At 50.4% G+C, this 23,576-nt stretch carries 21 protein-coding genes, 1 tRNA gene and 3 pseudogenes; 14 read left to right on the top strand and 11 right to left on the bottom strand.

Going from position 1 to position 23,576, the window contains the following annotated elements:
* The first annotated feature begins 313 nt into the window (after positions 1–313).
* Positions 314–2,833, top strand: coding sequence for a response regulator (locus HPY30_03865; GenBank protein ID QYZ65205.1), 2,520 nt, complete (start codon positions 314–316; stop codon positions 2,831–2,833).
* A gap of 55 nt (positions 2,834–2,888) precedes the next feature.
* Here the strand turns inward: HPY30_03865 and HPY30_03870 are convergent, their stop codons facing one another.
* Positions 2,889–3,467: a DUF302 domain-containing protein gene (locus tag HPY30_03870; protein ID QYZ65206.1), complete on the bottom strand. Its 579-nt coding sequence runs from the start codon at positions 3,465–3,467 to the stop codon at positions 2,889–2,891.
* A 413-nt stretch (positions 3,468–3,880) separates the two neighbouring features.
* Here HPY30_03870 and HPY30_03875 point away from each other — a divergent pair, with 413 nt between their 5' ends.
* A complete protein-coding gene (locus HPY30_03875; GenBank protein QYZ65207.1) occupies positions 3,881–4,282 on the top strand; it encodes a hypothetical protein in 402 nt (133 codons plus the stop codon).
* A gap of 170 nt (positions 4,283–4,452) precedes the next feature.
* On the opposite strand, the gene HPY30_03880 is transcribed toward HPY30_03875, so the two are convergent.
* Positions 4,453–4,542, bottom strand: a tRNA-Ser gene (locus HPY30_03880).
* A 293-nt stretch (positions 4,543–4,835) separates the two neighbouring features.
* On the opposite strand from HPY30_03880, the gene mltF reads away from it, so the two are divergent.
* The gene (mltF, locus tag HPY30_03885) at positions 4,836–6,236 is read left to right on the top strand and encodes a membrane-bound lytic murein transglycosylase MltF (protein QYZ65208.1); all 1,401 of its coding nucleotides are present in this window, start codon (positions 4,836–4,838) and stop codon (positions 6,234–6,236) included.
* 16 nt (positions 6,237–6,252) lie between these two features.
* Here the strand turns inward: mltF and HPY30_03890 are convergent, their stop codons facing one another.
* Both HPY30_03890 and tadA read right to left on the bottom strand, forming a co-directional pair.
* Entirely contained in the window at positions 6,253–7,248 is a 996-nt protein-coding gene (locus HPY30_03890) for a phospholipase A (GenBank protein ID QYZ67893.1), read from the bottom strand.
* A gap of 37 nt (positions 7,249–7,285) precedes the next feature.
* The gene (tadA, locus tag HPY30_03895; protein ID QYZ65209.1) at positions 7,286–7,759 is read right to left on the bottom strand and encodes a tRNA adenosine(34) deaminase TadA; all 474 of its coding nucleotides are present in this window, start codon (positions 7,757–7,759) and stop codon (positions 7,286–7,288) included.
* A gap of 380 nt (positions 7,760–8,139) precedes the next feature.
* On the opposite strand from tadA, the gene HPY30_03900 reads away from it, so the two are divergent.
* Positions 8,140–8,286, top strand: a complete 147-nt coding sequence (locus HPY30_03900) for a hypothetical protein (GenBank protein ID QYZ65210.1) — start codon at positions 8,140–8,142, stop codon at positions 8,284–8,286.
* A gap of 184 nt (positions 8,287–8,470) precedes the next feature.
* On the opposite strand, the gene HPY30_03905 is transcribed toward HPY30_03900, so the two are convergent.
* A complete protein-coding gene (locus HPY30_03905; GenBank protein QYZ65211.1) occupies positions 8,471–9,778 on the bottom strand; it encodes a diguanylate cyclase in 1,308 nt (435 codons plus the stop codon).
* A 298-nt stretch (positions 9,779–10,076) separates the two neighbouring features.
* Here HPY30_03905 and HPY30_03910 point away from each other — a divergent pair.
* Positions 10,077–10,274: pseudogene (locus HPY30_03910) on the top strand (transposase).
* Between the two features lie 30 nt (positions 10,275–10,304).
* Here HPY30_03910 and HPY30_03915 read toward each other — a convergent pair.
* Entirely contained in the window at positions 10,305–11,162 is an 858-nt protein-coding gene (locus HPY30_03915; protein ID QYZ65212.1) for a transposase, read from the bottom strand.
* Between the two features lie 102 nt (positions 11,163–11,264).
* Positions 11,265–12,356, bottom strand: a complete 1,092-nt coding sequence (locus tag HPY30_03920; protein ID QYZ65213.1) for a CBS domain-containing protein — start codon at positions 12,354–12,356, stop codon at positions 11,265–11,267.
* 499 nt (positions 12,357–12,855) lie between these two features.
* Between HPY30_03920 and HPY30_03925 the strand changes: the two genes are divergently transcribed.
* The gene (locus tag HPY30_03925; GenBank protein ID QYZ65214.1) at positions 12,856–13,911 is read left to right on the top strand and encodes a hypothetical protein; all 1,056 of its coding nucleotides are present in this window, start codon (positions 12,856–12,858) and stop codon (positions 13,909–13,911) included.
* Between the two features lie 102 nt (positions 13,912–14,013).
* Here the strand turns inward: HPY30_03925 and HPY30_03930 are convergent, their stop codons facing one another.
* Complete coding sequence (locus tag HPY30_03930; protein QYZ65215.1) at positions 14,014–14,643, bottom strand: helix-turn-helix transcriptional regulator; 630 nt, start codon at positions 14,641–14,643, stop codon at positions 14,014–14,016.
* 355 nt (positions 14,644–14,998) lie between these two features.
* Between HPY30_03930 and HPY30_03935 the strand changes: the two genes are divergently transcribed.
* The 4 genes from HPY30_03935 to HPY30_03950 all read left to right on the top strand — a co-directional run bounded on the left by HPY30_03935 (position 14,999) and on the right by HPY30_03950 (position 16,659).
* On the top strand, positions 14,999–15,193 hold the full coding sequence (locus HPY30_03935; GenBank protein ID QYZ65216.1) for a hypothetical protein: 195 nt from the start codon (positions 14,999–15,001) through the stop codon (positions 15,191–15,193).
* Between the two features lie 114 nt (positions 15,194–15,307).
* Positions 15,308–15,526, top strand: a complete 219-nt coding sequence (locus HPY30_03940) for a hypothetical protein (GenBank protein ID QYZ65217.1) — start codon at positions 15,308–15,310, stop codon at positions 15,524–15,526.
* A 444-nt stretch (positions 15,527–15,970) separates the two neighbouring features.
* Positions 15,971–16,273 carry a type II toxin-antitoxin system HigB family toxin gene (locus HPY30_03945; GenBank protein ID QYZ65218.1) on the top strand — a complete coding sequence of 101 codons (303 nt, stop codon included), beginning with the start codon at positions 15,971–15,973 and terminating at the stop codon, positions 16,271–16,273.
* Positions 16,274–16,290: 17 nt separating this feature from the next.
* The gene (locus HPY30_03950) at positions 16,291–16,659 is read left to right on the top strand and encodes a transcriptional regulator (GenBank protein QYZ67894.1); all 369 of its coding nucleotides are present in this window, start codon (positions 16,291–16,293) and stop codon (positions 16,657–16,659) included.
* A 47-nt stretch (positions 16,660–16,706) separates the two neighbouring features.
* Here HPY30_03950 and HPY30_03955 read toward each other — a convergent pair whose 3' ends face one another.
* On the bottom strand, positions 16,707–17,219 hold the full coding sequence (locus tag HPY30_03955) for an addiction module toxin RelE (protein ID QYZ65219.1): 513 nt from the start codon (positions 17,217–17,219) through the stop codon (positions 16,707–16,709).
* Between the two features lie 81 nt (positions 17,220–17,300).
* On the opposite strand from HPY30_03955, the pseudogene HPY30_03960 reads away from it, so the two are divergent.
* Together HPY30_03960 and HPY30_03965 are read left to right on the top strand one after the other, a co-directional pair.
* Positions 17,301–18,272, top strand: a pseudogene (locus tag HPY30_03960) (IS630 family transposase).
* 62 nt (positions 18,273–18,334) lie between these two features.
* Positions 18,335–19,500 (top strand): IS3 family transposase gene (locus HPY30_03965; protein QYZ65220.1). Its coding sequence is split into 2 segments (ribosomal slippage): positions 18,335–18,596 and positions 18,596–19,500, totalling 1,167 coding nucleotides; the frame shifts between segments, so codons are not numbered across the junction.
* A 122-nt stretch (positions 19,501–19,622) separates the two neighbouring features.
* Here HPY30_03965 and HPY30_03970 read toward each other — a convergent pair.
* Positions 19,623–19,928 (bottom strand): annotated as a pseudogene (locus HPY30_03970) (addiction module toxin RelE).
* Between the two features lie 399 nt (positions 19,929–20,327).
* On the opposite strand from HPY30_03970, the gene HPY30_03975 reads away from it, so the two are divergent.
* Together HPY30_03975 and HPY30_03980 are read left to right on the top strand one after the other, a co-directional pair.
* Positions 20,328–22,097, top strand: a complete 1,770-nt coding sequence (locus HPY30_03975; GenBank protein ID QYZ65221.1) for a sulfatase-like hydrolase/transferase — start codon at positions 20,328–20,330, stop codon at positions 22,095–22,097.
* Positions 22,098–22,111: 14 nt separating this feature from the next.
* On the top strand, positions 22,112–22,915 hold the full coding sequence (locus HPY30_03980; GenBank protein ID QYZ65222.1) for a transporter: 804 nt from the start codon (positions 22,112–22,114) through the stop codon (positions 22,913–22,915).
* A 310-nt stretch (positions 22,916–23,225) separates the two neighbouring features.
* Here HPY30_03980 and HPY30_03985 read toward each other — a convergent pair whose 3' ends face one another.
* Positions 23,226–23,468: a hypothetical protein gene (locus HPY30_03985; GenBank protein ID QYZ65223.1), complete on the bottom strand. Its 243-nt coding sequence runs from the start codon at positions 23,466–23,468 to the stop codon at positions 23,226–23,228.
* Positions 23,469–23,576 lie beyond the last annotated feature (108 nt).

Genomic DNA, 23,576 nt, shown 5'->3' on the forward strand with positions numbered 1-23,576 from the left:
GCTGGGCTTGGTGGGAATGGCATCCACTACAGTGAAAGACCGGCCACTCTTTGCCATTAGGATGCCTGGTCAAAACCCCGGATGTCCGGCACACTTTGGAGACTTTCCTTCCCAGTTTAGCAGAGAGGCCGAAATTATCTGTGAAGCAAACGGCTTGCCTTCAGGGTATGTTAAGAAGCATTTGAGTAAGGTGTATACTTGATGTATCGCTGGCGTGAAAGGGGGAGAACGCCCTGTCAGAGAGACAGTGCTTCCCTGCCTGCACAAACTGGGTCACTACTCCTCGTAAATTTGGAAAACAGCTGCCGTAGACATGCCGAAGTCATTCATTCCCGCCACGATGCGCTTGCTGGTCACTCTTCTGTTGCTATGGTCAAGCCTCTCTGTAAACGCCGCTGACCAACAGATTTTCTCGGGTCAGACGAAGCAGATCAGTCTCGGTCCATACCTGGAAATATTCGAAGACAAACAGGCAGACCTGGATATTTTCGATGTCGCCTCCCCTGCATTCGAACAACGTTTTCGCCCTGTCGGCGAGGAGCAGCTCAGCCTCGGTTACAGCAGATCCGCGTTCTGGCTGCGTTTTTCGATTCACTGGACCGATACCAGTCCTCTGCTGCTGCAGCTGGCCTACCCCCTCTTGGATTCCATCGTATTCTATCTTCCGAATGGCCCGGAAGACTTCAAGGCATCAAAAGCAGGCGACACACTGCCGGCTTCCATTCGGGAACTTCCATCACCTGACATTTTGTTCTCTATGCCTGCCATAGCGGAGTCCGAACAAACCTATTACCTGCGTGTTCAATCTGGAGGTAGCCTGCAACTGCCACTCTATCTCTGGTCAACAGCAGAATTTACCAGCGAGAATGGCAAAGTTCGCTATATCCAGGGGGTCTACTACGGGGTCATGCTGGTGATGATCCTATACAACCTGTTCCTGTTCCTCTTCGTGAAGGATCGAAACTATCTGCATTACGTGGTTTACATCACCAGTTACCTGCTGTTCCAACTCTCCCTCAACGGCTATGCCCAACTCTACCTCTGGCCGGAAAATCCCTGGTGGGCGAATCGCTCGGTGCCTTTCTTCGTTGGTCTGGTAACTTTCTTCGCCATCAGTTTCTCCCGACAGTTCCTCACCACGCGGAAATATATGCCGAGGGCCGACTGGTTGTTAAAGGGTCTGATGGTGTTCAGCCTGGGCATCATGCTAGGCGGCCTGTTCCTGACCTACGACATCATGGCCCCTGTCTCAAATATTGCGGGCGTATTGTTACCCATAGTGCTCTTGCCCACCGGCTATCTCAGCTTGCGCTCAGGTTACCGGCCCGCACGATTCTACGTTATCGCCTGGAGTATGTTTCTGCTCGGGATCTTTGTCACCGGTTTGATGTTCACAGGCTTTGTACCACGTAACCTGTTTACCAGCTATGCGATGCAGGTCGGCTCCGCCATGGAAGTCGTGCTGCTCTCCATCGCACTGGCGGACCGCATCAACATATTGCGGCGCGAGAAGGAGATCGCCCAGCGCGAATCCACAAAAAACCTTCAGCAGCTCAACGAAGGGTTGGAAGCTCAGGTGGAACAACGCACGCAGGAGCTGGCCAGGCACGCAAGCATGCTGGAGCAGACCGTGTTGGAACGCACCGCAGACCTGCGTCACAGCAACGACGAATTGTCACGGGCCGTACACGCCAAAGATCAATTCCTCGCCACCATGAGCCATGAACTACGCACGCCTCTTACTGCCATCCTGGGTCTCTCGGAGATATTGTCCGGAAAAAGACCCGGACCACTCACCGATCTGCAACAGCGCTATATCGGCATCATCTCTGACAGCGGTAACCACTTGCTTGCACTGATCAACGATATTCTGGACATTGCCCAGATCGAATCCCAAGGCATGGAACTTGAGCCCGATTGGATTCAGGTGGAGGATATCTGTCAGGCCAGTCTGGCACTGGTCATGCCCGCTGCGGAGAAAAAGGGCCAGCACATTGCTTTCAAACGGGATCCAAAGACAGAAACTGTTTGGGCAGATAAGGTTCGCTTGAAGCAGATCCTGGTCAACCTGATGGGAAATGCAGTGAAATTCACCCAGGACGGGGGGACAATTGGTCTGGATGTCCAAGGAAAGCAAGAGGACAACAGCATCGAATTCACCGTATGGGACACCGGATGCGGTATCGCAACGGAAGATCTTGAAGGGTTGTTTAAACCCTTTGTCCAGTTGGACAACACCTTCTCGCGCCAGCACGAAGGAACAGGACTCGGGCTCAATCTTGTGTACCGGCTGACAGAATTGCACGGAGGCAGCATCAGGGTGGAAAGTGAGGTTGGGCACGGCAGCCGCTTTATAGTGCGCCTGACATGGAACAGGGACGCGCAGATTCAGGTCGAGCCACCCGCTCAAGCGAGCAACTTACCCGCCTCCGATGCAGCGTCCCCTCGCACGGGATCAACTACCGTACTCATGGCGGAAGACAATGAACTCAATCTAATCATACTTTCCGAATTCCTTACCGATCGAGGTTTCAAAATCCTGTCAGCAAGAAACGGCGTGGAAGCCGTTCAAATGGCATCGAATACTCATCCGGATATCATCCTGATGGATATCCAGATGCCCAAGATGGATGGACTGGAAGCAACACGACGCATCCGGGCGTTACCACAACTGGCATCGGTTCCAATCATCGCCCTGACCGCACTGGTCATGCCGGGCGATAAAGAGCGTTGCATGGAGGCCGGTACCGATAGCTATTTGAGCAAACCGGTGAATCTGAGCCAGTTGTCAGAGGAGATGACCTCACTGCTGAAGAAACACTCATCGACTTAGACCGATGCTCCGACCGGTGTCATAAACCAGGTCTGTCATCGATCCGGAGAATCGATCAGAACTCACCCGAGGCCGCGCCTTCCATAATCTCCCGCATCACCCGTCGTACCCTTAGGGCGTCGCTCTTCAACTCCGGGGGTAATTCCTTGGCCCCGTGGATGAGGAAATCCATATTCATTGCATACAGCCACACCTTGCCTTCCTTATCCTCCACCACGCTGATCACGCAGGGCATGAAGGCGGAATAGGCATCATTGTGGTCGAGCATCTTCACACCGACCTTGACGTCGCAGAACTGCATGAATGACACGTGCCGGAAATCTTTTCCGGTAACAGCCTTGACCTGTTTGTAAAAAGGCGAGTCGCTGACAAAGAAGAAGTTCCTGTCAACGGCAAGGCTCTTCATGGATTCCTTGACGTCCTCAGCTTTAATATCGTCTTCCACCTTTACTCGCCAGACAAAGGCGCTGGCCAGATCGCCGGTTTCCAGGAGATTACCGGCAAATTCTCGATAGAGAGTAAAGGCATCGGGATCAAATTGCCGGGTGGCTGACCAGATCTGACTTACAGCCACAGTAACAATCAAAAGGGTAAGCAGACCGATAACGGCCAAAAAGTTTCTTAACAGTTTCATAGTGACGCTTCCGACGGGCTATTAATGGGTGGGTTACGGCTTGGATCGTGAATGCCGACTGTAGTAAACAGAAGATCCATCTTCTCTCTTGTATAGTCTATATCCAGCGACTGAGTATAGGTAAGGATAGCCCACCTTTCACGAGAATCCACAGCGCTTCCCTTAGCCACTCGCTTTCACTGGCATTTTCTCCCGCATTTTCGGTTGGTGAGAGTGGTAAAAATATCTGTAAACAAGACTGGGGTAGTTAGGCAGAGGCTACGAGGGAGGCTCTGCTGAGGCATTGTTCCCACTCGTCATGCATAAAAAACCGCCCTCCAACTACATGGACCTACCCATATCATGCTGTCGCTCAGCGTACACACTTAGTATAGGAATCTTGGGATGTGTGCTGAAAATAGTAGGAGAGCATCATGATAAAGATCGATCCAGTTCTGGAAGAGTCTCTTCCAAGCGTTCACGGTAACCGGCAAGAGTCTGATATCACGCAAAAGGGAATATTGAGCAGTCAATCATTGCGATATGAGAATCATCGCTTTGCCAACACAAGAGGTATCAGCGCCCATAATCGGGAACAGGGGTTTTTACCAGCCTTTCAGGATACCCGCAGTGGCCACTGTGTTATTTCGTGCTTTGCTGATGGTTGTCCTGCCCCAGTGCATATTCTCGATGGCCTGCCAGATGATTGGGTGGGAAGCCGGGATGCCAACGGCAGTGTCCTCAAGGCCCATGCTGAGATAATATCCGGTTTTCTCCGCGATGGTCGTTTCTATACTAGGGAAGAGGCATCCCAAACTACGCGGCGAGAGGGATAGTTGAACCACGGACGGATACCAGACGGTATGGGAGATGCAGGAAAGAAGGTGGTGGATAAGTGGGGCAATAATCCTGCCCGTTTCCAGTCATCAGCAACCCTAAATAACTCTAATATTTACCAACCTGACAAATCTTATTTCTTGTAACTGATTGATTTATAGCGGCACTTTGGCGGAGAGGGAGGGATTCGAACCCTCGGACCCCGCAAAGGGTCAACGCATTTCGAGTGCGTCCCATTCGGCCACTCTGGCACCTCTCCTGAAAACTCTGTCGGTCATAAATCGCAAGCATACGTCCCTGTTACGCACCCAGCCCGGCCTTCCATGGCCGGTCGTTCGCCATGCTGCGTTTCTCCACTGGAGAAACGGTCATGGCTCACCCACTCTGGCACCTCTCCAGAAAACTCTGCCGATTATTATATCCCGACGCGGCGGTCAGCTGTCTATCAAATATAATATGGCTTGATTCCTTATCAAAGGTCAGCTATCTATAGTCCAATAACGCTAATAATCTGAAACTGGCAAAGTTTTTACACTAGACGCCCGCTTAACCATGCGCCTCTCCCTATACGTAATATCATTACTCGTACTGGCCAGCTGTTCAATTCCGCCTCCGTTGATCGATCGGATCAAAGCCGGTGGTGAATTGGTCGTAGCCACGCGCAACAGTGGCACGACCTATTATGAAGGGTCCGACGGTCTGACAGGACTGGAATACGATCTGGTCCAGCAGTTCGCAAGAGAGATTGGGGTCAAAGCCCGCTTTGTCATACCCAAAGGCTTCGAGGAGTTACTGCCATTGGTCACGCGGGGCGAAGCACATCTTGCAGCCGCAGGACTGACTATCACACAGGCCCGTGAAACCCGCTTGCGTTTCGGCCCATCCTATCAGGAGATCACCCAGCAGGTTGTCTATCGGGGCGGCAAACGGCGGCCAAGAAAGGTCGAAGATCTTATCGGTAAATCGATAGAGGTACTGCCGGGCAGCAGTCACGAGGAGGAGTTGCACAGATTATTGAAGGAGTATCCAGGGCTGGGCTGGTCAAGCCCCAGTGACATGGAGAGCGAAGATCTGCTGCAGCGAGTGCAGGATGAGAAGATCGACTACACCATTGCAGATTCCAATGATGTCGCTGTCAACCGCCGCTTTATGCAGAACATACGCGTTGCTTTTGATCTGACCAAACCCCAACAACTTGCCTGGGCGATGGCGCACACGGAAGACAGCAGTCTGTTTGATGCGATGCAGACCTTCTTCGACCGCATCCATAAAGACGGTACCCTGGCGCAACTGATAGAGCGCTACTACGGCCATGTCGATCAACTCAATTTTGTTGAGTCGAGAACCTTTCTGAGGCACACAGACAAACGCCTGCCCCAATATGAAGTACTGTTCAAAAAGGCGGCGGAAGAGATGGGCATTGACTGGCAAATGCTCGCTGCAATCGGTTATCAGGAGTCACACTGGAACCCAAATGCAAAATCACCCACCGGCGTACGCGGCATCATGATGTTGACCCGAAACACCGCAAAACAGGTCAAGGTGACAGACAGGTTGGACCCGGAACAGAGCATCACGGGTGGTGCCCGTTATCTCGAAATAATCGAAAAGAAGATCCCAAAACGCATCGAGGAACCTGACCGATTCTGGATGACGCTAGCAGGGTATAACGTTGGTTTCGGGCATCTTGAAGATGCCCGCATCATTACCCAGCGACAGGGAGCAGATCCCGACAAGTGGGCAGATGTAAAAAAACATCTCCCCCTGCTCAGCAAGAAAAAATGGTATTCAACAGTAAAACACGGCTATGCCCGTGGACAGGAGCCCGTCAACTATGTCGATAACATAAGAGCTTACTACGAACTGCTCAAATGGAAACAGCTACAGATGGCACCACCAAGCGAGAAGCCGGAATTACCCTATGCCCTCTCGATCTCGCCCGATGCTTTGTAGCCAGACAAGCATAACATCATAGCCAATCAGTCAAAGCGACGCCAAAACCCAAGCGGTGACTTTTGGCGTTATAGTCGATCAGACTTTCTCCATAACCGTTGAAATATTTCATATAACCCCGAAGGCGGCCATAAAGCGGGAAGGTCCAGCCCAGTTCCACCGCCCCTTTGTTATCGCTTTGAAAATTGTTGCGCAACATAAAATTGTAGGTGTGATGGCCATTTTTATAGACGCCGGCAAGTTCACCATGCCCCAGGAAGTCATCGATATCCGGGTTATCGTCGTCCTCCTCATCCTCGGGAATGCGATACCACGGCTTGATACTCAGCACCATATCCCCCCGTTGCAAAATGAACTGGGCATAGAGACGATTCCAGCTCCGGGAGAGGTTGCCGCTCTGTCCGTTTGACTGGTGCACGATCGAAAAACGGTTGAGCGGATTTCTCCAGCCAAACAGTGTCCAATCACTTTTCAAGTCAAGGAAGGCCTCCGGTTCATGGTTGGTCTCACGGAAAGGTGAAGAGATCGGTTTGTTATATGCCTGCCAATAGGAGTGGTTCGTATAGGCCATATAGACGTTACCGATACCACCGAAAAGATCCTCCATCACCGGAACCTTGAGGCTCAACTGAAACTCTATCTCGGTGTTATCCAAAAGATTGTCACTCGGGGCAATCCCACTATATGGTGCTGTGTTTGGATCGTCTTCATAGGAAGCGAAGAGTACATAGTTCATCTTGTGCGGGGTAATGACAAAGGGATTATCCTGTGTCGACTTCTCACTCTGCAGCCGTGTTTCAACCGGGGAGGATGCAGATGGTTCGTCAACCGCGACAGTTGGTGCTGCATTGTCAGTTATCTGATTATTTCCAGCATCCTTACAACCTTTCCTCAGCTCGGCTATCGTCGTGTCCCCGGGCGCATTCCTGAGGGCATCGAGCAGACACTCTTCATGTTCACCAACAGCATCCGCCTGCGTCAACACCGGCTGCAACAGACAGGCAACAGCCAATAGATAGAATGGCTTTCTCAACGTGGCTTTCAATCCTCTACTCCTTGTTTTTTCTGCGTAGTCTGAAAAACTGCCGTAAGCGTTCACCACTCTCCATCTCCAATAAACCCCCTTCACACTCGACACGGTGGTTGAAACGCAAATCGGAAGGCAGGAGGTCGAACACGCTGCCAGCGGCACCGCTTCGAGGATCACGGGCAGCATAAACCACCCGCCCCACCCTGGCGTGAATGATCGCACCGGCACACATGGGACAGGGTTCCAGTGTAACGTAAAGAGTGGAGCCAGGCAGGCGGTAGTTCTCTTCCCGCCGTCCAGCATCACGCAGGGCCGTAATTTCGGCGTGGGCAGTGGGGTCATGGTGACCGATTGGGCGATTCCATCCCTGGCCGATGATTTTGTCGTCTCGGACCAGAATGGCGCCTACGGGAACCTCTCCTTCTATCTCTGCCCGGGCGGCGAGTTCGAGGGCGAGTTCCATGTAGTGGTGGTCTTGTTTATTGAATATCATGGGTTTTTGTGTCGCTATATGACGGCAACGGTTAAATTGCGAGCTGATGGTAGCGTTCGGGTCCAGTTCGATACTTCCGGCGAAACGGCGAAAGACCCGGGGTTTATCAACCGGGTATCGCGCTCTTATGATCACAATATGGATCGCTAATGTGCCTCGTCATAAATAATCTAACATATGGGTTTTCGCGATTTCTGAAGACTCCCTACGCGCGTTGCTGTCGAAATAGCTTTGTCAGAGGAAGAAGTTATATGACAATACCATCAAACGTACCATTACCTGATTATCCCTGAGACTCAGCTATTGTGGCGCAATGACAGCAACTGCTTGATTTAAAGCAAGTTTTAAAATTCAATAGTCCAAAGAAATCGGTATACCCTTTGAAGTGGTCTAATGGACTTGTACAGCCCAGTGCAGCAAACAGTCTGGACATCAATGCCCCAGCCTTCACCGTCACCATGGACCACTACCGCTTGATCTGGAGCGAAGAGAATCGCTACGAAATCCTGAGCTGGCGCAGCCGGTAGCTTTCAGTCAGTGCATGGAGTCGATCAAGCTACGAAGTAACCCTTCCGGTATCGCAAGCACGCAGTATTGCGCTACCCCGCTCTCGCCCCGGAGAAACCCGGCAAATGTTATGAATCCAGTACAGGTTTTGTCTGGAATATTAAAAACCAAGAGGTTAGTTTATTTTGACTTCGATCCCTGAGTTTATACGGAAGTGTAGATCCGGAAGGCATTTTTTCCCGACTTTTTAACTTCGTACATCATATCATCTGCGAGTTTGATCAAGCTCTCCATATCACCTGCGTGATCAGGGTAAATTGAAACTCCAATACTCGAACCAACACTGCAACTGATCCCGTTTATTTCAAAGGGCATATTTATCGTATCGATGATTTTTTGTGCCATCTTGGTAGCACTCTCGAACTGCTTGAATCCAGACTGGATGATCGTGAATTCATCCCCACCCAAGCGGCAGATGATGTCGTTGTCCCGCAGTTTCTCCTTGAGTCGCAGTGAAACCTGTCGTAACAGCTCATCTCCACAATCATGACCGTATGTGTCATTTACCGCCTTAAAGCCATCCAGGTCTATAAAATGCAGTGCAGTCATGCAATTATGATGCCCTGCCTGAGCAAGCGACAGTTCAAGATTCGCATAGAATGAAGTGCGGTTTGGTAACCCCGTAAGACCATCGGTACTCGCCAGATGTTCTAACCGCTCATTGGCCAGACTGAGTTCGTGGGTGCGATCCCTGACCCTGTCTTCGAGCCTGTTTTTAGCATTTCTGATTGTTGTCAGCATGTTGTTCAATCTCTGGCTGACAACAATTGCAATCACCAGACTCAGTAAAATGCCACTGGCTGAAAGCACTGCGGCCCATGTATAGGTGTCTTGAACAACAGCCTGGGCATCATTTAGCGCGCCCCTTGCAGAGCTCTGTTGATAGTCGATGAAGGTGTCGAAGAGTTTGAGCGCTTCCGCCTGGGTAGGGACGACCACGTTGACCAGGTAATTTCTGGCTTCAACAAAACGTTCCAGGTCAACCAGGTCAATCACGTGACGTTGTTGAGGAATAACCGTTTTTGCATGATTGCGATGTTCTTCAAGCAGTCTTGCCTCTTCATCGTTTAGACCGGTTTTAATCAGTACCTCCCTGGCTTTTAGAAACTGTTCACCGAGAGAGGAGAAGACCAGCTTCAGATCCTCTCTTTCAAAAGGATCCTCTGTGTTGGCCATAGCGTGCAATATGGGTGCACGTTCCCGAGAGATAACTCGGAGTTTCAATGCCAGATCCAAACGTACGTTGTGAATCGATACAACGGAGTTGAGCCTGTCGTTGACCGCCGCATAACGTGAAACACCAAAGAAGGTTAGTAACGAAATAATAAGAATTATCAGACTAAAACCGATGTACAGGCTCCAGACTTGTTTCGACCGGCCACTGGCAGATTCTGACGAATTGTCGTTGGCATCACTACTTTCTTCTATTTGAAAATTCGCATTATCTTTCATGTAATTAATTGATTTTCAGCATTTTTTACATCAATAAACAGTAGTGCAAGACGGGTATTTATGACTTGATCTTGTCTGGCATACCTAACTGGGGTGTTCATTTATGCTCAGTGTTAGATTCTTATCGGTCGGAGATGGCAAATCCTTAGCCACCGTAACCGAAAGGAGTCGGAGTCGGTGGGTAAAGGGGTCTGGGTAAAGGGGTCGGTGACAAATACAAATCGTTCGTAAATCCATTCGACTCTGGCAGCGTATTGAGATAGCCTGATTATGTCAATCACTAGTGAAAGGATTCGCTATGCCCCGCAAGCCAAGGATGTATCTACCCGGCGTGCCTTGCCATATCGTGCAGCGCGGTAATAATCGAGAAGCCAACTTCTTTTCCAAAAACGATTACCTTTTCTATCTCGCCTGCCTCAAAGACGGAAGTAAACGCTATGGTGTTACCGTACACGCCTATGCGCTTATGAGCAATCATGTCCACTTGCTACTGACGACCACACAAGCCAGGGGTCAAGTCTTGCAATCACCCACCACCCTCTTCATATGCCGCCTTCACTGCCCGACTGACAGTCGCGTAATGAACGCTAAACCAGTCCGCTATCTGCTTCATCGAATAATCACCTGAGGCATACGCTTCAGCCATCGCCTGTTTTCGGCTGGGATGTTGCTCTGCATAATCCGACAAGGAGCGAGCCAGCGCCCGCCGATGCATTCGCGGAACTTCTTTCAGATCACCCTGTTTTTCATCTGGATACCGTTTTCCAACCTTTTCGATGAACATTTCATCACCGAGATAGTGTGAATGTGATTGTCCCTCCCAGATCGAGGGCAACCCAACTCCTGCACGAACGAAGTCGATATATTTGGCAATCACATATGACCTGCGATTCCCGAAGCAGGACAGTAACCAGTCGGTCTCCAGCCATGCCGGTGTTGCCTCATTGCCTACCATTGCCCGATAACTGCTCCAAGGCCAGTCCCCGACATCATTGGCAACGCGGGCACGCACCGGGTTGAGAACAACATAGCGGCTCAATTCCAGTAAATAGCTGTCACGATCAACCAGAATGGCTTTATAGCGTCCTTGAAATACGTGTCCTACACGTTGATGACGCCGATTGCTTTTTTGAGTGTAGACGCCATTTAGCTGTCTCATGCCCTTTGACAAGTTTCCTTCGATGGTCTCGATAACGATGTGATAATGATTATCCATCATGCACCATGCATGGCAGCGCCAGTTAAAGCGTTCACAGACCTGAGCCATAACCTCAAGCCAGATGACTCTGTCTTCTTCATCCTGGTAAATGTCTTCACGTCGATCACCACGGGAGGTAACGTGGTAGATCGCACCTGCGTATTCAATTCGGAGGGGACGGGCCATAAGACTAAAGTCTAGCTGCTATATGTTGGATTGCAAGACCTGACCCCTTACCTCCTTCTCCGTCCCCTTTTGACTGTTGGCCCGGTGGGGAGTCTTCGTGACTCAGTAGCGATTGGCATCTTCCAATTCCCGCAAAAAAATCGCCTGATGGATATCGCTGAGGCTGATGATCCCGGCCAGTCGGCGATCCGAGTCCACCACCGGGATACGGCGAAAACTGTGCAAGTCCATTTGTGCTGCCGCCTTCATGATGGGGGCGTCGATCGCGATGGAGAAGACCGAGTGGGACATCAACTCACCTACTCTCTTCTGTAGGACGCTCCCATAGGAATGTTCCATTGCCTGAAAGTCCTGGGCCTGGGCGGGGTCCTCGAGAAACTGCGTATAGCCCGGCAGCAGCGCCTTGAGAATATCCTTCTCTGAGATGACGCCCACAAGCCGGTCATTCTCATCAACCACCGGCAAACCGCTGACCTTCTCTCTTGAAATGGTCTCCGCCACCGATCGAATAGAGTCATCCTCTGTTGCGGTATAGACACCCCGGTGCATCACATCACACACCTGCATGGCTCCCTCCACCGCCGTCGCGGCCTGAGGCGATCGGAGGGGGCCATCAGTGGTTTCCGGAAAGTAATCCTTGCCCTCCCCAGGAACGATGATTCGCTCCTCTTCGCTCACCGGCTCTGGCCCTGGCCACTGGCCTGGTACCGGATTCGATTCAGTAAGAAAGTCGGTGGTTGCGGCCAGATCCTCCATAACCGGGTTCCAGAAGAGGTCCAAACCAGGGACTTCGCAACTGAACTCGATGGGGATGCCGTTAGGGTCATAGGAGTAAATCGACAGAAAACAGCCGTGATCGATGACATCCGAGCAGTGGAAGCCCGCAGCATCCAGGCGGGCCATGATATCCCACAGGGCATTCTTGTCGGCCACGCCAATGGCGATGTGATCGAAGATAAACGGTCCTTTCACCGGGTCACCATGTCGGCGTGGCCGAACGGGCTCCACATCATTCCACTCGAAAAATGAGATGCGGTTATTGCCAGAAACCAGGAAGAAGTATTGCCGGTAGCCAGGAGACCCATAGGCATAGACAAGGCGCATCCCGAGCAGGTCCCTCCAAAACTTGACCGTAAGTTCGATGTCGTAAGTAGCAAAGGCTGTATGGTGAATGCCCGTGAATTCTGTTTTCATGCGCTTGCCTGATGCTGTCGATAACCCAGACTAAGACACTATCCATCACGTCTTCCCCGGTCAAGGCTGACGATGGGGCATTTCCGATCCATTCCAAGACCCAAGAACGAGGTATAAATCAATGGAGTTGATCAATAAGGGGGGGCGTGGGGTCAGACACGATATTGGTGATATGGTCGAATTCGGTCGACTTCCCTCCGTAATATTAAGGGACAGACCACGGTTTTATCCCAACCCTGCCCAGCTGGCGTGCAATGTCGGCCGTGGGAGCCCCTCAATTTTGGCACAGTGAAGCACCACTTTACTATCCGAAAGAGAAACCTAATTAGCGTTTGCTCCATACCAGAATATTTGTGACTAAATTGGCAATTAAATTTGATTTTGCGGCCTATGATTTGTGCCATCAACACTCACCCTAAGTGCAATAGACACTAAGGAAGAAACCCCACGTGAAAACTATTGTTCAATAGCACCTAAGATATTTATAAGGTAACTCATCATGAAATGCACAAAATTGGCCATATCCACTCTTCTATTGAGCCTCTCCACTACTTCGATTTTGGCTCAAGGAATGACTGGAACAGGGCTTGATAAGATTATTGAAATCATCAATACCGATGAAAGACTCCAGCGAAAAACCACTTCTGACGCACGCGCCATTGCATCCTATAGTGCAGACAGGATGAACCAGATTATTCTTGAATCCATCTACTTCAATGGCTGCGCAAACGACGGCACCATCAATGCCGCCGATGCGCGTTCTATCAATGACTACATCCACGACAATTATTTGGTCGAATGGGTAGAGTTGCACGGTGATGACGAAAATGGTGTCGAGTCCGGCTTCCACTATGTTCAGAACAACGGCGCCCGCACCCTGCTGTTCGGCGCCAACGCGATCAATCAGGTTGCAGACAGCATCTACCATCTTGGCTTTGAGAGCACACGAAAATTTCGTCTTAAAAACGAGGATGGAAACAAAAACAAGACTTTCATGAAGCTGGCTCACTGGCTGGATACCTTACTCGCCAATGAACTCGCATCAGGAGAGCTCGCAAACAGCAATATCCAAGAACCCGCAGGTACTACAGGAACCGGACTCGACAGCATTGTGGATGCGGTTTACGGCGATCAGTCCCTACAGATCCGGGTTTCCCTTGATGACATGCGTGAAGGTGTTCGCTCAGCGATTCTTATGAATGAATTGATCATCGAAGCAATTGAGCAGCTAAAACTCAATGAGGACGGTGATATATCGGTGGAAGATGCCAAAGAGATCAATCGCTATCTTGTTACCAACCACGCAGCTCTTTGGGCTGAACTGCATGGTGATGACGAAAAGAACGGAGAAGAGACCGGCTACCATCTAGTGCAATCTGATGGCGCCAAGACCTACCTGTTTGGCACAAACATGATCAACAAGGTATTTGATGGCCTCTACCACCTCGGATTTCAGGCACACAAAAAAGGCCGCAGGCTTCTCAACGAAGATGGCAACAAAAACGCCTCCTTCAACATGGTTGCCTACTGGCTTGATTCATTGATAAACAAATAATTGGAAACCGGAGTGTGGTGGGAGTTTGTTATCAGCTCCCACCACACTAAGTGGACTTCCCCCACTACAGCGGATGCCACCCAGCTTCATTTTGAGGTACGTTCAAATACTTGTTAAATTCTTTACCGGCGCTTCTAAAACCTCTACTGGCTCCAATCCTTCACTATTGGCTATCGGCATGCCAAGAAACAGGAAATGCGGTTCATCTGAATCAACACCTGAAAGGTAAAGCACGGTGATCAAAAGGGACGCCACTTTATTATCAACAACTGAAGCTCGCTGCGTCATAAAATTGAAAGAATTTTTCTTCCCGGACACTAGCTGCTTCAGGCCTTTTTCTATTGTTTTCCGGTCTGGCACCAGGGTTCGGGTATAAAAGGATTCCTGTAGGAGATACTCCCGCTTGCCACCGGAAAAACGTACGATGGGATCAGTAACCTCAACATATTGAAGATCAAACCCACGAAAGATGGCAGCGATCCCCCCCGAGGTACGGATCAACAGCTTGGCTGCTTCAAGTAGAGAGTTGTCCTCCTGGCCACCATGCATGACCCACATCCAGTCATAGTTAAATTGCTCGGCGATCTTCCTTGCGTTCTCTTCCCGGATTCTGCCCCCTGAGAGCCAGTTGTAGACGGTTTGCTTACTGACACCGACCCTGACTGCCAGCTTCTGGTAGGAGAGATCATGCATTTGCATGATCAGTTGGATTCTGGATGCAAGACTCTTCATTTTCGCGACTCCTCTTCAGCGACATCCATTCTCGCCTAGGAACTTCAGCTAAGCCAAGTGCCACTTGATCGCTTGGGGAGAAAATCTAATCGAAGCTTGGCCAATGCCTGGTATTTTTGTGACAGAGTCTGAAATTAATTCTGTGTGGCTACTTATAGTTATTGCAGGCGCCAATTTTCAGCGCGAAGATAATAAGGAAAAAACGTCATGCGACCGCTATTTTAATCTTCTTGCTGAGCATCTCTTCAGCGGTCATAGTCGACCAGAAAAGCGATGAGATCGCATACTACCAAAGCCTGGTGGATAGCCCCACAATTGTTTCCATCCAAGACGGCGATTGGGGCAATCCTGCGACATGGGATCTGGCCAGGGTTCCAAGCTATGGCGATCGCGTGCTGGTGGCGCACTCGACGAACTGGGCCGCGCTCAAGGCATCATCAATATTGGCACCGTGCATCTGCGGGGCAAACGAGTGAAACCCTACCTGGCTGCCCAACAGGCCATCGTTAGCGCTACATCAATCCGCTATCAGGGTAAAGCGACCCGCTGAAATGTCGACGATCGGATCGTTATTACCGGCGTTCAATGGGATGGCCTGGGCGACGAGGTTCGCACTATTGCATCGATTGACCACTCCAACAAGATCATCTATTTGGATGTGCCGTTGGAACTGGATCATAGCTCCTCGATTCAAGGCCTCATGATTCATGTTGCCAATCTGGAGCGCAAGATCGGGACCACCAGCCACGATGCAGGTGAATATCCCAAACATAGCTACTTCATCACCGCTTGGTCAAACCGCCTGAGTGTCCACTACGTCAGCATTCACGACTATGGTCGTTCTGATAAATCAATGGCCCTGAAGCGTTTGTCAAACTGCTAATGCCTCCCCAGCAGAGCTGGGGGATCTTCTATGTTTGTTTAGTGTTAACAGGCCCTAAAGAATTACTTGTGCGTGCAATTCATTACCAGCCGGCGCCAGATGCAAACACACATCAATCCACTATTGCGCGGGTTGATGTGTGATTAGATGCCTTCAGATACCAGCATATGCTGGATGCCGACTACTCCCACTCGATTGTAAACGGGCCGTTTTTACGATTTGTTATCAATGACTTACTTATTGGTGTAGGTGGTAATACCATGAAAAATACCATGCTCAGCAATTTCTTGAAATGAACTCATTTTTTCAACAAATCCATAAGCGCTCAATGCCTCATTCGAACACTATTTCATGAGGATACCCAGGTTGATGATGTCGGCCAAGCCTGTGTGTAGCCAAAAATTTGTTGCTATAGTCCCATTTTGGGACTAGCATCATGAATACATGAGAATTATCGCATTGTCGACGCTGAAAGCCTTCTGGAAAGAGAACCCAGAGTATCAGGATGCCAAGGAGCCAACATTGGCTTGGCACCGTCACACCTTGCATGCTGACTGGAACTCACCTGCCGAGGTAAAGCAGGACTTCAGAAAAGCCAGCATCCTTAAAGATGGCCGAGTGGTGTTCAATATCGCGGGGAACAAGTATCGACTTGTCGTGTGGATCAACTACGCCTACCGGGTTGTCTACATCCGCTTTATTGGCACCCATACGCAGTACGACAAAATTGACGTGCAAACCATTTAACTGCCGGAGGACTAATGATGGACATCAAACCGATTAAAACTGATGCCGACTACCGCGCGGCATTAATAGAAGTTGAACGCCTGATGATGGCGGGACCCGATACACCAGATGGTGAAAAGCTGGATGTTATGGTCACACTTATTGAAGCTTATGAAGCCAGGCACTTCCCGATGGACTTGCCTGATCCTGTTGAGGCGATCAAGTTCGAAATGGAACGCAAGGGCTTAACCATAAAAGATCTGGAGCCCATGATCGGCAAAAGCAATCGTGTTTACGAGATCCTTAATCACAAGCGTTCACTGACTTTGAAGATGATCTGGAAGCTCCACGAAGGCTTGGGTATTCCAGCAGAATCATTGATCAAACCACCGCAAGCGCATGCCTAACCAATACCCCAGCGGAGAATAAGCAAGCCAGGGGTCAGGTCTTGCAATCACGCACCACCCTCTTCATATGCCGCCTTCACTGCCCGACTGACAGTCGCGTAATGAACGCTAAACCAGTCCGCTATCTGCTTCATCGAATAATCACCTGAGGCATACGCTTCAGCCATCGCCTGTTTTCGGCTGGGATGTTGCTCTGCATAATCCGACAAGGAGCGAGCCAGCGCCCGCCGATGCATTCGCGGAACTTCTTTCAGATCACCCTGTTTTTCATCTGGATACCGTTTTCCAACCTTTTCGATGAACATTTCATCACCGAGATAGTGTGAATGTGATTGTCCCTCCCAGATCGAGGGCAACCCAACTCCTGCACGAACGAAGTCGATATATTTGGCAATCACATATGACCTGCGATTCCCGAAGCAGGACAGTAACCAGTCGGTCTCCAGCCATGCCGGTGTTGCCTCATTGCCTACCATTGCCCGATAACTGCTCCAAGGCCAGTCCCCGACATCATTGGCAACGCGGGCACGCACCGGGTTGAGAACAACATAGCGGCTCAATTCCAGTAAATAGCTGTCACGATCAACCAGAATGGCTTTATATTAACCCGGCATGTTAATAGATCATGATATACTGCCGTCATGAACAAAGAAGATGCCAGAAGCCTTCCTGCACTAGCCCAGGAAGAAAAACGCAAACAAGCAGTACGGATGCGCAAGCAAGGCCAGACCTACAAAGCGATAGGGGAATCAGTAAGGGTCCATGAGCGCACTGTGATCCGCTGGATCCGCACTTATGAAACCCAAGGTGATAAGGCTCTGAAGGCAAAGAAGCAGGGCCGGCCGATGGGAGCGGGAAGATGCCTAACGCCAGAGCAAGAAAAACAGATCCAAAAGCTCATCTCTGACAAGACACCTGATCAACTCAAGATGGCTTATGCACTGTGGACCAGAGAAGCCGTGAAGGAACTGATAGCTCAGGAATTCAAGATCAAACTGGCAATTAGGACGGTAGGAAAATATCTGTCTTTGTGGGGCTTCACCCCACAGAAGCCCTTGAAGCGGGCCTATGAGCAAAACCCCAAGAAAGTTGCCCACTGGCTGGACGAGACCTATCCTGAGATCAAAGCACAGGCTAAGGCAGAGAAGGCGGAAATCTATTGGGGAGACGAAACTGGGATGCGCAATGATAGCCAGCACGAACGGGGTTATGCACCCAAGGGAAAAACGCCCATTATCCATCTCAATGCCAAGCGAGCATCAACCAATATGCTTTCTGCCATTACCAACCAGGGTAAGGTGCGTTTCAAGATATTTGAAGGCAACATGAATGCGGATATCCTGATCGATTTCATGAAGCGACTGATCAAAGCAGCCAAGAGAAAAGTCTTCCTTATACTAGACAATCTACGTGTCCATCATGCCAAGGTTGTCAAGGAATGGCTGCAGGACAAAGGAAAACAGATTGAAGTTTTTTATCTACCTGCATATTCGCCTGAGATGAATCCAGATGAATATCTGAACTGTGATCTTAAGCATGGGGTGCACAGTGGGCTGCCAACCCGATCAAAGGAACAGTTAAAGAGCAAGGTCAGGAGTCATATGCAAATGCTTGACGTGGTCCAATGGACAGGTACACCCCAGTTAAGCATCATTGACTTAACTGAGGTAGAAAAATGAAAGAACGAAAGAAATATTCGAAGGAATTCAAGCTAGACGCGGTCAGTCTGGTTCTTGAGCAGGAATATACTCGAAGGGAAGCAGCAAACAGTCTGGGCATCAATGCCCAAATGCTGGGGCGCTGGGTGAAAGAACATCAGGCAGAAGATGGGCAGGCATTTCGAGGCAATGGCAAGTTGAGTTCTGAACAGGAAGAAATCAGGAAGCTCAAGGCTCAGGTTAAACGCCTTGAGATGGAGAAAGAAATCTTAAAAAAAGCAACGGTATTCTTTGCAGCAGAAACGAAGTGAAATATTCGTTCATCACCCAGCATAAGAATGCCTATCCAATCAGCTTGCAATGTCAGGTTTTGGGTGTGAGTCGTAATGGTTACTACCAGTATCAAAGGGGCTTGGGTAACAGGCCAGACCGAATACATCAGGAGATGCTGGAGTGGGTTGAGGATATCGCCAAGAGTTCAGACTACACTTATGGCAGTCGCAGAATGAAAAAAGCCTTGAATGTCCTGGGCTATCCGGTGAGTCGGAATAAGGCAAGGAAGTTAATGCGTGAAGCCAATGTACAGGCGCGTCAGCGCAGGAAATATAAGGTTACGACAAACAGTAACCACCAGCAGTCGGTTTTTAACAACCTGCTCAAGCGAGAGTTTGCTGTGGCCCAGCCCGATCATGTCTATGCGGCGGACGTGACTTATGTATGGACCCAGGAAGGCTGGTTATACCTGGCGGTAGTGATAGACCTGTATTCACGTAAAGTGGTCGGCTGGAGCATGAGTTCCCGGATGAAGGCAAAGCTGGTCTGTGATGCATTGCAAATGGCGATCTGGCGACGTCGACCGAAGGGCGGATTGATTCACCACTCAGATCGTGGTTCTCAATATGCCAGCAAGGCTTTTCGGCGGTTACTCAAAGCCCATGATATCAATGGCAGTATGAGCAGGAAGGGTGACTGCTGGGATAATGCTGTAGTGGAAAGCTTCTTTGGCAGCCTCAAGCAGGAACGGGTGCATTGGAGAAGCTACCAGACACGTTACGAAGCCCAGCAGGACATATTGGAATATATTTCCATGTTTTATAATAGTACGCGGCTGCATTCATACCTGGATTATATGAGTCCGAATGATTTTGAGCAGCAAATGATGGCGCAGAAAAAAGCGGCTTAACTGGGTGTAACAAAATCCTTGACCACGTCAGCTGCAAAAGAAACCGGCTAGGGTTAGGAAGTATTTTGAGCATCCGCGTATTCAATACGCCGCTTAATATGGCTTATTATGATGCCGGGTTAATAGCGTCCTTGAAATACGTATCCTACACGTTGATGACGCCGATTGCTTTTTTGAGTGTAGACGCCATTTAGCTGTCTCATGCCCTTTGACAAGTTTCCTTCGATGGTCTCGATAACGATGTGATAATGATTATCCATCATGCACCATGCATGGCAGCGCCAGTTAAAGCGTTCACAGACCTGAGCCATAACCTCAAGCCAGATGACTCTGTCTTCTTCATCCTGGTAAATGTCTTCACGTCGATCACCACGGGAGGTAACGTGGTAGATCGCACCTGCGTATTCAATTCGGAGGGGACGGGCCATAAGACTAAAGTCTAGCTGCTATATGTTGGATTGCAAGACCTGACCCCTTACGTTCCAGACTGGGTGATTTGTTGACTGATACACAATTGTTAACTTTTGTATCGTTTGAAACATCGATCGGGTCCATTAGATTTTCTCACTGCTCTCCCAAAGTGTTTTACAGCCTGTTTGATAGTAAGGGTATAAAGCATTCAGTTCCTTGAGGAATTAAAGCACTCCCGTTGCTACATTATTTTTTTCATGTATTCTCTTCCCTATTCACCGTTGTCTGTAAATGTAACAGTCATTGTCGGAGAATTGTGGCGGGACATAATAGAGTGATGTAGGTCTGGGTAATGCCATTTGCCCTTTCCGTACTGATGGAACGGCCAACTTAAAATTAATATCGGAGCTTGCAGAATGATTATTCATCGCATCATGTCGAAACGGACAAGTGTCCTGCTATTCACCCTCAGCCTGTCGCTGCTACTGCTGACAGGTTGTTCGGAAGAGGTCAGCGAGAAGGTGACAAAGCGCCCCAACGTGCTGATCCTGATCGCCGATGACATGGGCTACGGCGACATAGGTGTCTATGGCAGCGAGATCAAGACTCCTAACGTCGACAAGCTGGCGCAGGAGGGGATGCAGTTCACCAACTTCCACGTCGGTGCGACCTGTTCCCCCACCCGTACCATGATGATCAGCGGTGTCGACAACCACCGTGCAGGTCTCGGCAACATGCTGGAGATCATGGCCGACAACCAGTTCGACAAGCCAGGCTATGAAGGTCACCTGAATAACAGCGTGGTTTCCCTCGCCACGGTGCTCAAGGACGCGGGCTACCACACCTACATGGCGGGCAAGTGGCACCTGGGTTCCACACCGGAGACCAGTCCTGCTGCCCGTGGTTTTGAACGCTCGTTCAACCTGGCGGAGAGTGGGGCCGACAACTGGGTCGAGCAGCCCTATGCGCCCATGTACAAGCGGGTTCACTACTTCGAGGATGGCAAGGAGGTCTCTCTGCCCACCGAGAACTACTACTCCTCCGATTTTTACACCCAGAGGATCATCGACAACATCGAGAGCGGACGTGAAGATGGCAAGCCCTTCTTCGCCTGGCTTGGTTACCAGGCGGTTCACTATCCCCACCAGGCACCCAAGGAGTTCATCGATAAGTACGACGGCGTCTACGATGCAGGCTGGGATGTATTGCGCAACAAACGTCTGGAGAAACAGAAGCAACTGGGTATCGTCTCTGCCGATATAAAACTTGACCCGAAGATGGAAAAAGCAGGCATCAAGGACTGGACTTATCCTGACTGGAACGCGCTTTCTGACGAAGAGAAACGCTTCAACGCCCGTCGCATGCAGACCTATGCAGGCATGGCCGACAACATGGATCACAACATTGGCAAGCTGTTGGCATATCTTGAAAAGATTGGTGAAGCCGATAATACGCTGGTTATCTTTGTCGCCGACAACGGTGCCGATCCGAACACCCTGCCGATGAACCCTGCTTACAAGGATTGGTACGATAAAAACTACGATTACACCTACATGGAAGACTACAAGGGCGACTATTCAGCGATGGGACAAAAGGGTTCATACGCAGACTACGGCCCAGGCTGGGCGGCCCATGCCAACACCCCTCACAGCTACTTCAAGACCTTCTCGACGGAAGGCGGACTGAAGGTTCCCTTCATCGCCCGCATGCCCGGCACCATTCCCGCTGGCAAAAAGACCAATACCTTTGCCTATGTGAGGGATGTCTACCCGACCATTCTGGAACTGGCTGGTGTGGAGATGCCGGGATCAAACTATAACGGGAAAGAAATCTACGCCCCTGATGGCACCAGCGCCCTTGCTGTGTTGAAAGGCAAGAGTGACCGGATACACCCGGAGAACGAAGCCATTGGCTATGAGCTTTCCGGTAGCAGCGCGGTTTTTCGTGGACAATACAAACTGTCCAAAAACCCCAAGCCCAAGGGCACGGGCGAGTGGGAATTGTATGACATAGTCGCGGACCCTTCGGAGCTGCATAACCTGGCTCAGGAAAAAGCCGGGATGGTGAAGGAGCTGGCCAAACTCTATGCTCAATATGAGAAGGATAACGGTGTCATTCCGGTTCCAGATGATTACGACCCTCTCAGTCAATTGGCTAAAAACACCAAGCGTAGCGGCGCGCACTGAGCCAGGAGCGGCATATGCACAAAAGCGTAACACCGCTGGCGGCGGCATCGTTACTGATGTCGCTGCCAAACGCACAGGCCGACGAGGGCGCTGACCTGGCCAAACAGTTGGCCAACCCGGTGGCATCACTGATCAGCGTCCCCATCGACATCGATCTGGACAGTAACCTTGGTCCCAACGAAACCGGCAAGCGGACGCTGTTGGTGACCAAGCCGGTGGTGCCTATTGAGCTGAACCAGGAGTGGAACCTGATCAGCCGTACCATCCTTCCCTTCATCAGTATCAAGTCCCTCACCCCCGGGATGGAGGACGAATCGGGTATGGGGGATATCCAGGCCAGTTTTTTCCTCTCTCCCAAGGCACCCACCGATTCAGGTTGGATCTGGGGCGTGGGACCCATCGCACTGCTGCCCTCGGCAACAGAAGACGCCCTGGGCAACGACAAGTGGGGGCTGGGCCCAACCGGCGTGGCGTTGAAACAGCAGGGGGCGCTGACCTACGGCCTTCTTGCCAACCACGTCTGGTCTTATGCCGGTGATGATGCCCGCACCGATTACACCCGTAGTTTCGTACAACCTTTTTTCACCTACACCACAAAAACAGCCACCAGCTTCACCCTGCAGACAGAGAGTACCTACGACTGGGAGAGCGAAGAATGGTCAGTGCCGGTCAACCTGATCGCGGCTCAGGTACTGAAACTGGGTGATCAACTGCTGCAGGTTCGTGCGGGTCTACGCTACTGGGCGGATGCTCCCAATGGCGCTGGCCCTGAAGAGTGGGGCTTCAAGCTGGGCGTGACGCTGCTGTTTCCCAAGTAAGCACCGGTTGTAGCTGGTGATCTGCTCCAGTACCTGATTTCGCTTTCCTCAACCCGTTGCCGCTCGGGGTCAGTGCAGTGCTGATCCTGGTGCTGGTTGGTCTCGAGGTGGGGTACCGGGCCGGTTTCCTCCAGCGGACGAATTGGGAAGATGCGGAGACCGGTGGCGAGACTGTGGTCCTCAGCTCTATGTTTGCGCTACGTCCCTGAAGCGGGAAAAGTAGTTTCACTGTGCGAATCCACGATCTGCTACCCTGCTTGACTGTAATCACAGCAGGACTACTACATGCTAGTGTAGTGTCCTAAATATATTACACATTTCGTAATGCGACCTTAGCTCGCCCAATTTTTTCCAGTATCTGATCAACGCTTTTTGTCCAGACAAAAGGTTCTGGAGCTTGATTATGTTGATCAATAAACTGTCTGATTGCCATTTCCAGATCTTCAACTGAGGTAAATACACCACGTTTCAATTGCTTTTGCGTCAACGAACATTCTTTTTGTAATGCTGTCTGTTCTTGTGTGGTGAGATGAATAGCTACTGCTGAATTCATTTTTCCTTCCCTTGCCATAAAACCGGAACATAGGGGATTATAAATGGATATTTTATTCAGGACACTACACTAGTGTAGTGTCCTGGGCCTGTGCCGAATGTCATAAAA

Source organism: Gammaproteobacteria bacterium (ex Lamellibrachia satsuma), from assembly GCA_019623805.1.
GTDB lineage: Bacteria > Pseudomonadota > Gammaproteobacteria > Chromatiales > Chromatiaceae > QGON01.

Bases quoted from the DNA above. Each gene is read 5' to 3' on its own strand.
- HPY30_03865 (QYZ65205.1), top strand. From the start codon at position 314: ATGCCGAAGTCATTCATTCCCGCCACGATGCGCTTGCTGGTCACTCTT.
- HPY30_03870 (QYZ65206.1), bottom strand. From the start codon at position 3,467: ATGAAACTGTTAAGAAACTTTTTGGCCGTTATCGGTCTGCTTACCCTT.
- HPY30_03875 (QYZ65207.1), top strand. From the start codon at position 3,881: ATGATAAAGATCGATCCAGTTCTGGAAGAGTCTCTTCCAAGCGTTCAC.
- mltF (QYZ65208.1), top strand. From the start codon at position 4,836: ATGCGCCTCTCCCTATACGTAATATCATTACTCGTACTGGCCAGCTGT.
- tadA (QYZ65209.1), bottom strand. From the start codon at position 7,759: ATGATATTCAATAAACAAGACCACCACTACATGGAACTCGCCCTCGAA.
- HPY30_03905 (QYZ65211.1), bottom strand. From the start codon at position 9,778: ATGAAAGATAATGCGAATTTTCAAATAGAAGAAAGTAGTGATGCCAAC.
- HPY30_03915 (QYZ65212.1), bottom strand. From the start codon at position 11,162: ATGGCCCGTCCCCTCCGAATTGAATACGCAGGTGCGATCTACCACGTT.
- HPY30_03920 (QYZ65213.1), bottom strand. From the start codon at position 12,356: ATGAAAACAGAATTCACGGGCATTCACCATACAGCCTTTGCTACTTAC.
- HPY30_03925 (QYZ65214.1), top strand. From the start codon at position 12,856: ATGAAATGCACAAAATTGGCCATATCCACTCTTCTATTGAGCCTCTCC.
- HPY30_03930 (QYZ65215.1), bottom strand. From the start codon at position 14,643: ATGAAGAGTCTTGCATCCAGAATCCAACTGATCATGCAAATGCATGAT.
- HPY30_03935 (QYZ65216.1), top strand. From the start codon at position 14,999: ATGGGATCTGGCCAGGGTTCCAAGCTATGGCGATCGCGTGCTGGTGGC.
- HPY30_03945 (QYZ65218.1), top strand. From the start codon at position 15,971: ATGAGAATTATCGCATTGTCGACGCTGAAAGCCTTCTGGAAAGAGAAC.
- HPY30_03950 (QYZ67894.1), top strand. From the start codon at position 16,291: ATGGACATCAAACCGATTAAAACTGATGCCGACTACCGCGCGGCATTA.
- HPY30_03975 (QYZ65221.1), top strand. From the start codon at position 20,328: ATGATTATTCATCGCATCATGTCGAAACGGACAAGTGTCCTGCTATTC.
- HPY30_03980 (QYZ65222.1), top strand. From the start codon at position 22,112: ATGCACAAAAGCGTAACACCGCTGGCGGCGGCATCGTTACTGATGTCG.
- HPY30_03985 (QYZ65223.1), bottom strand. From the start codon at position 23,468: ATGAATTCAGCAGTAGCTATTCATCTCACCACACAAGAACAGACAGCA.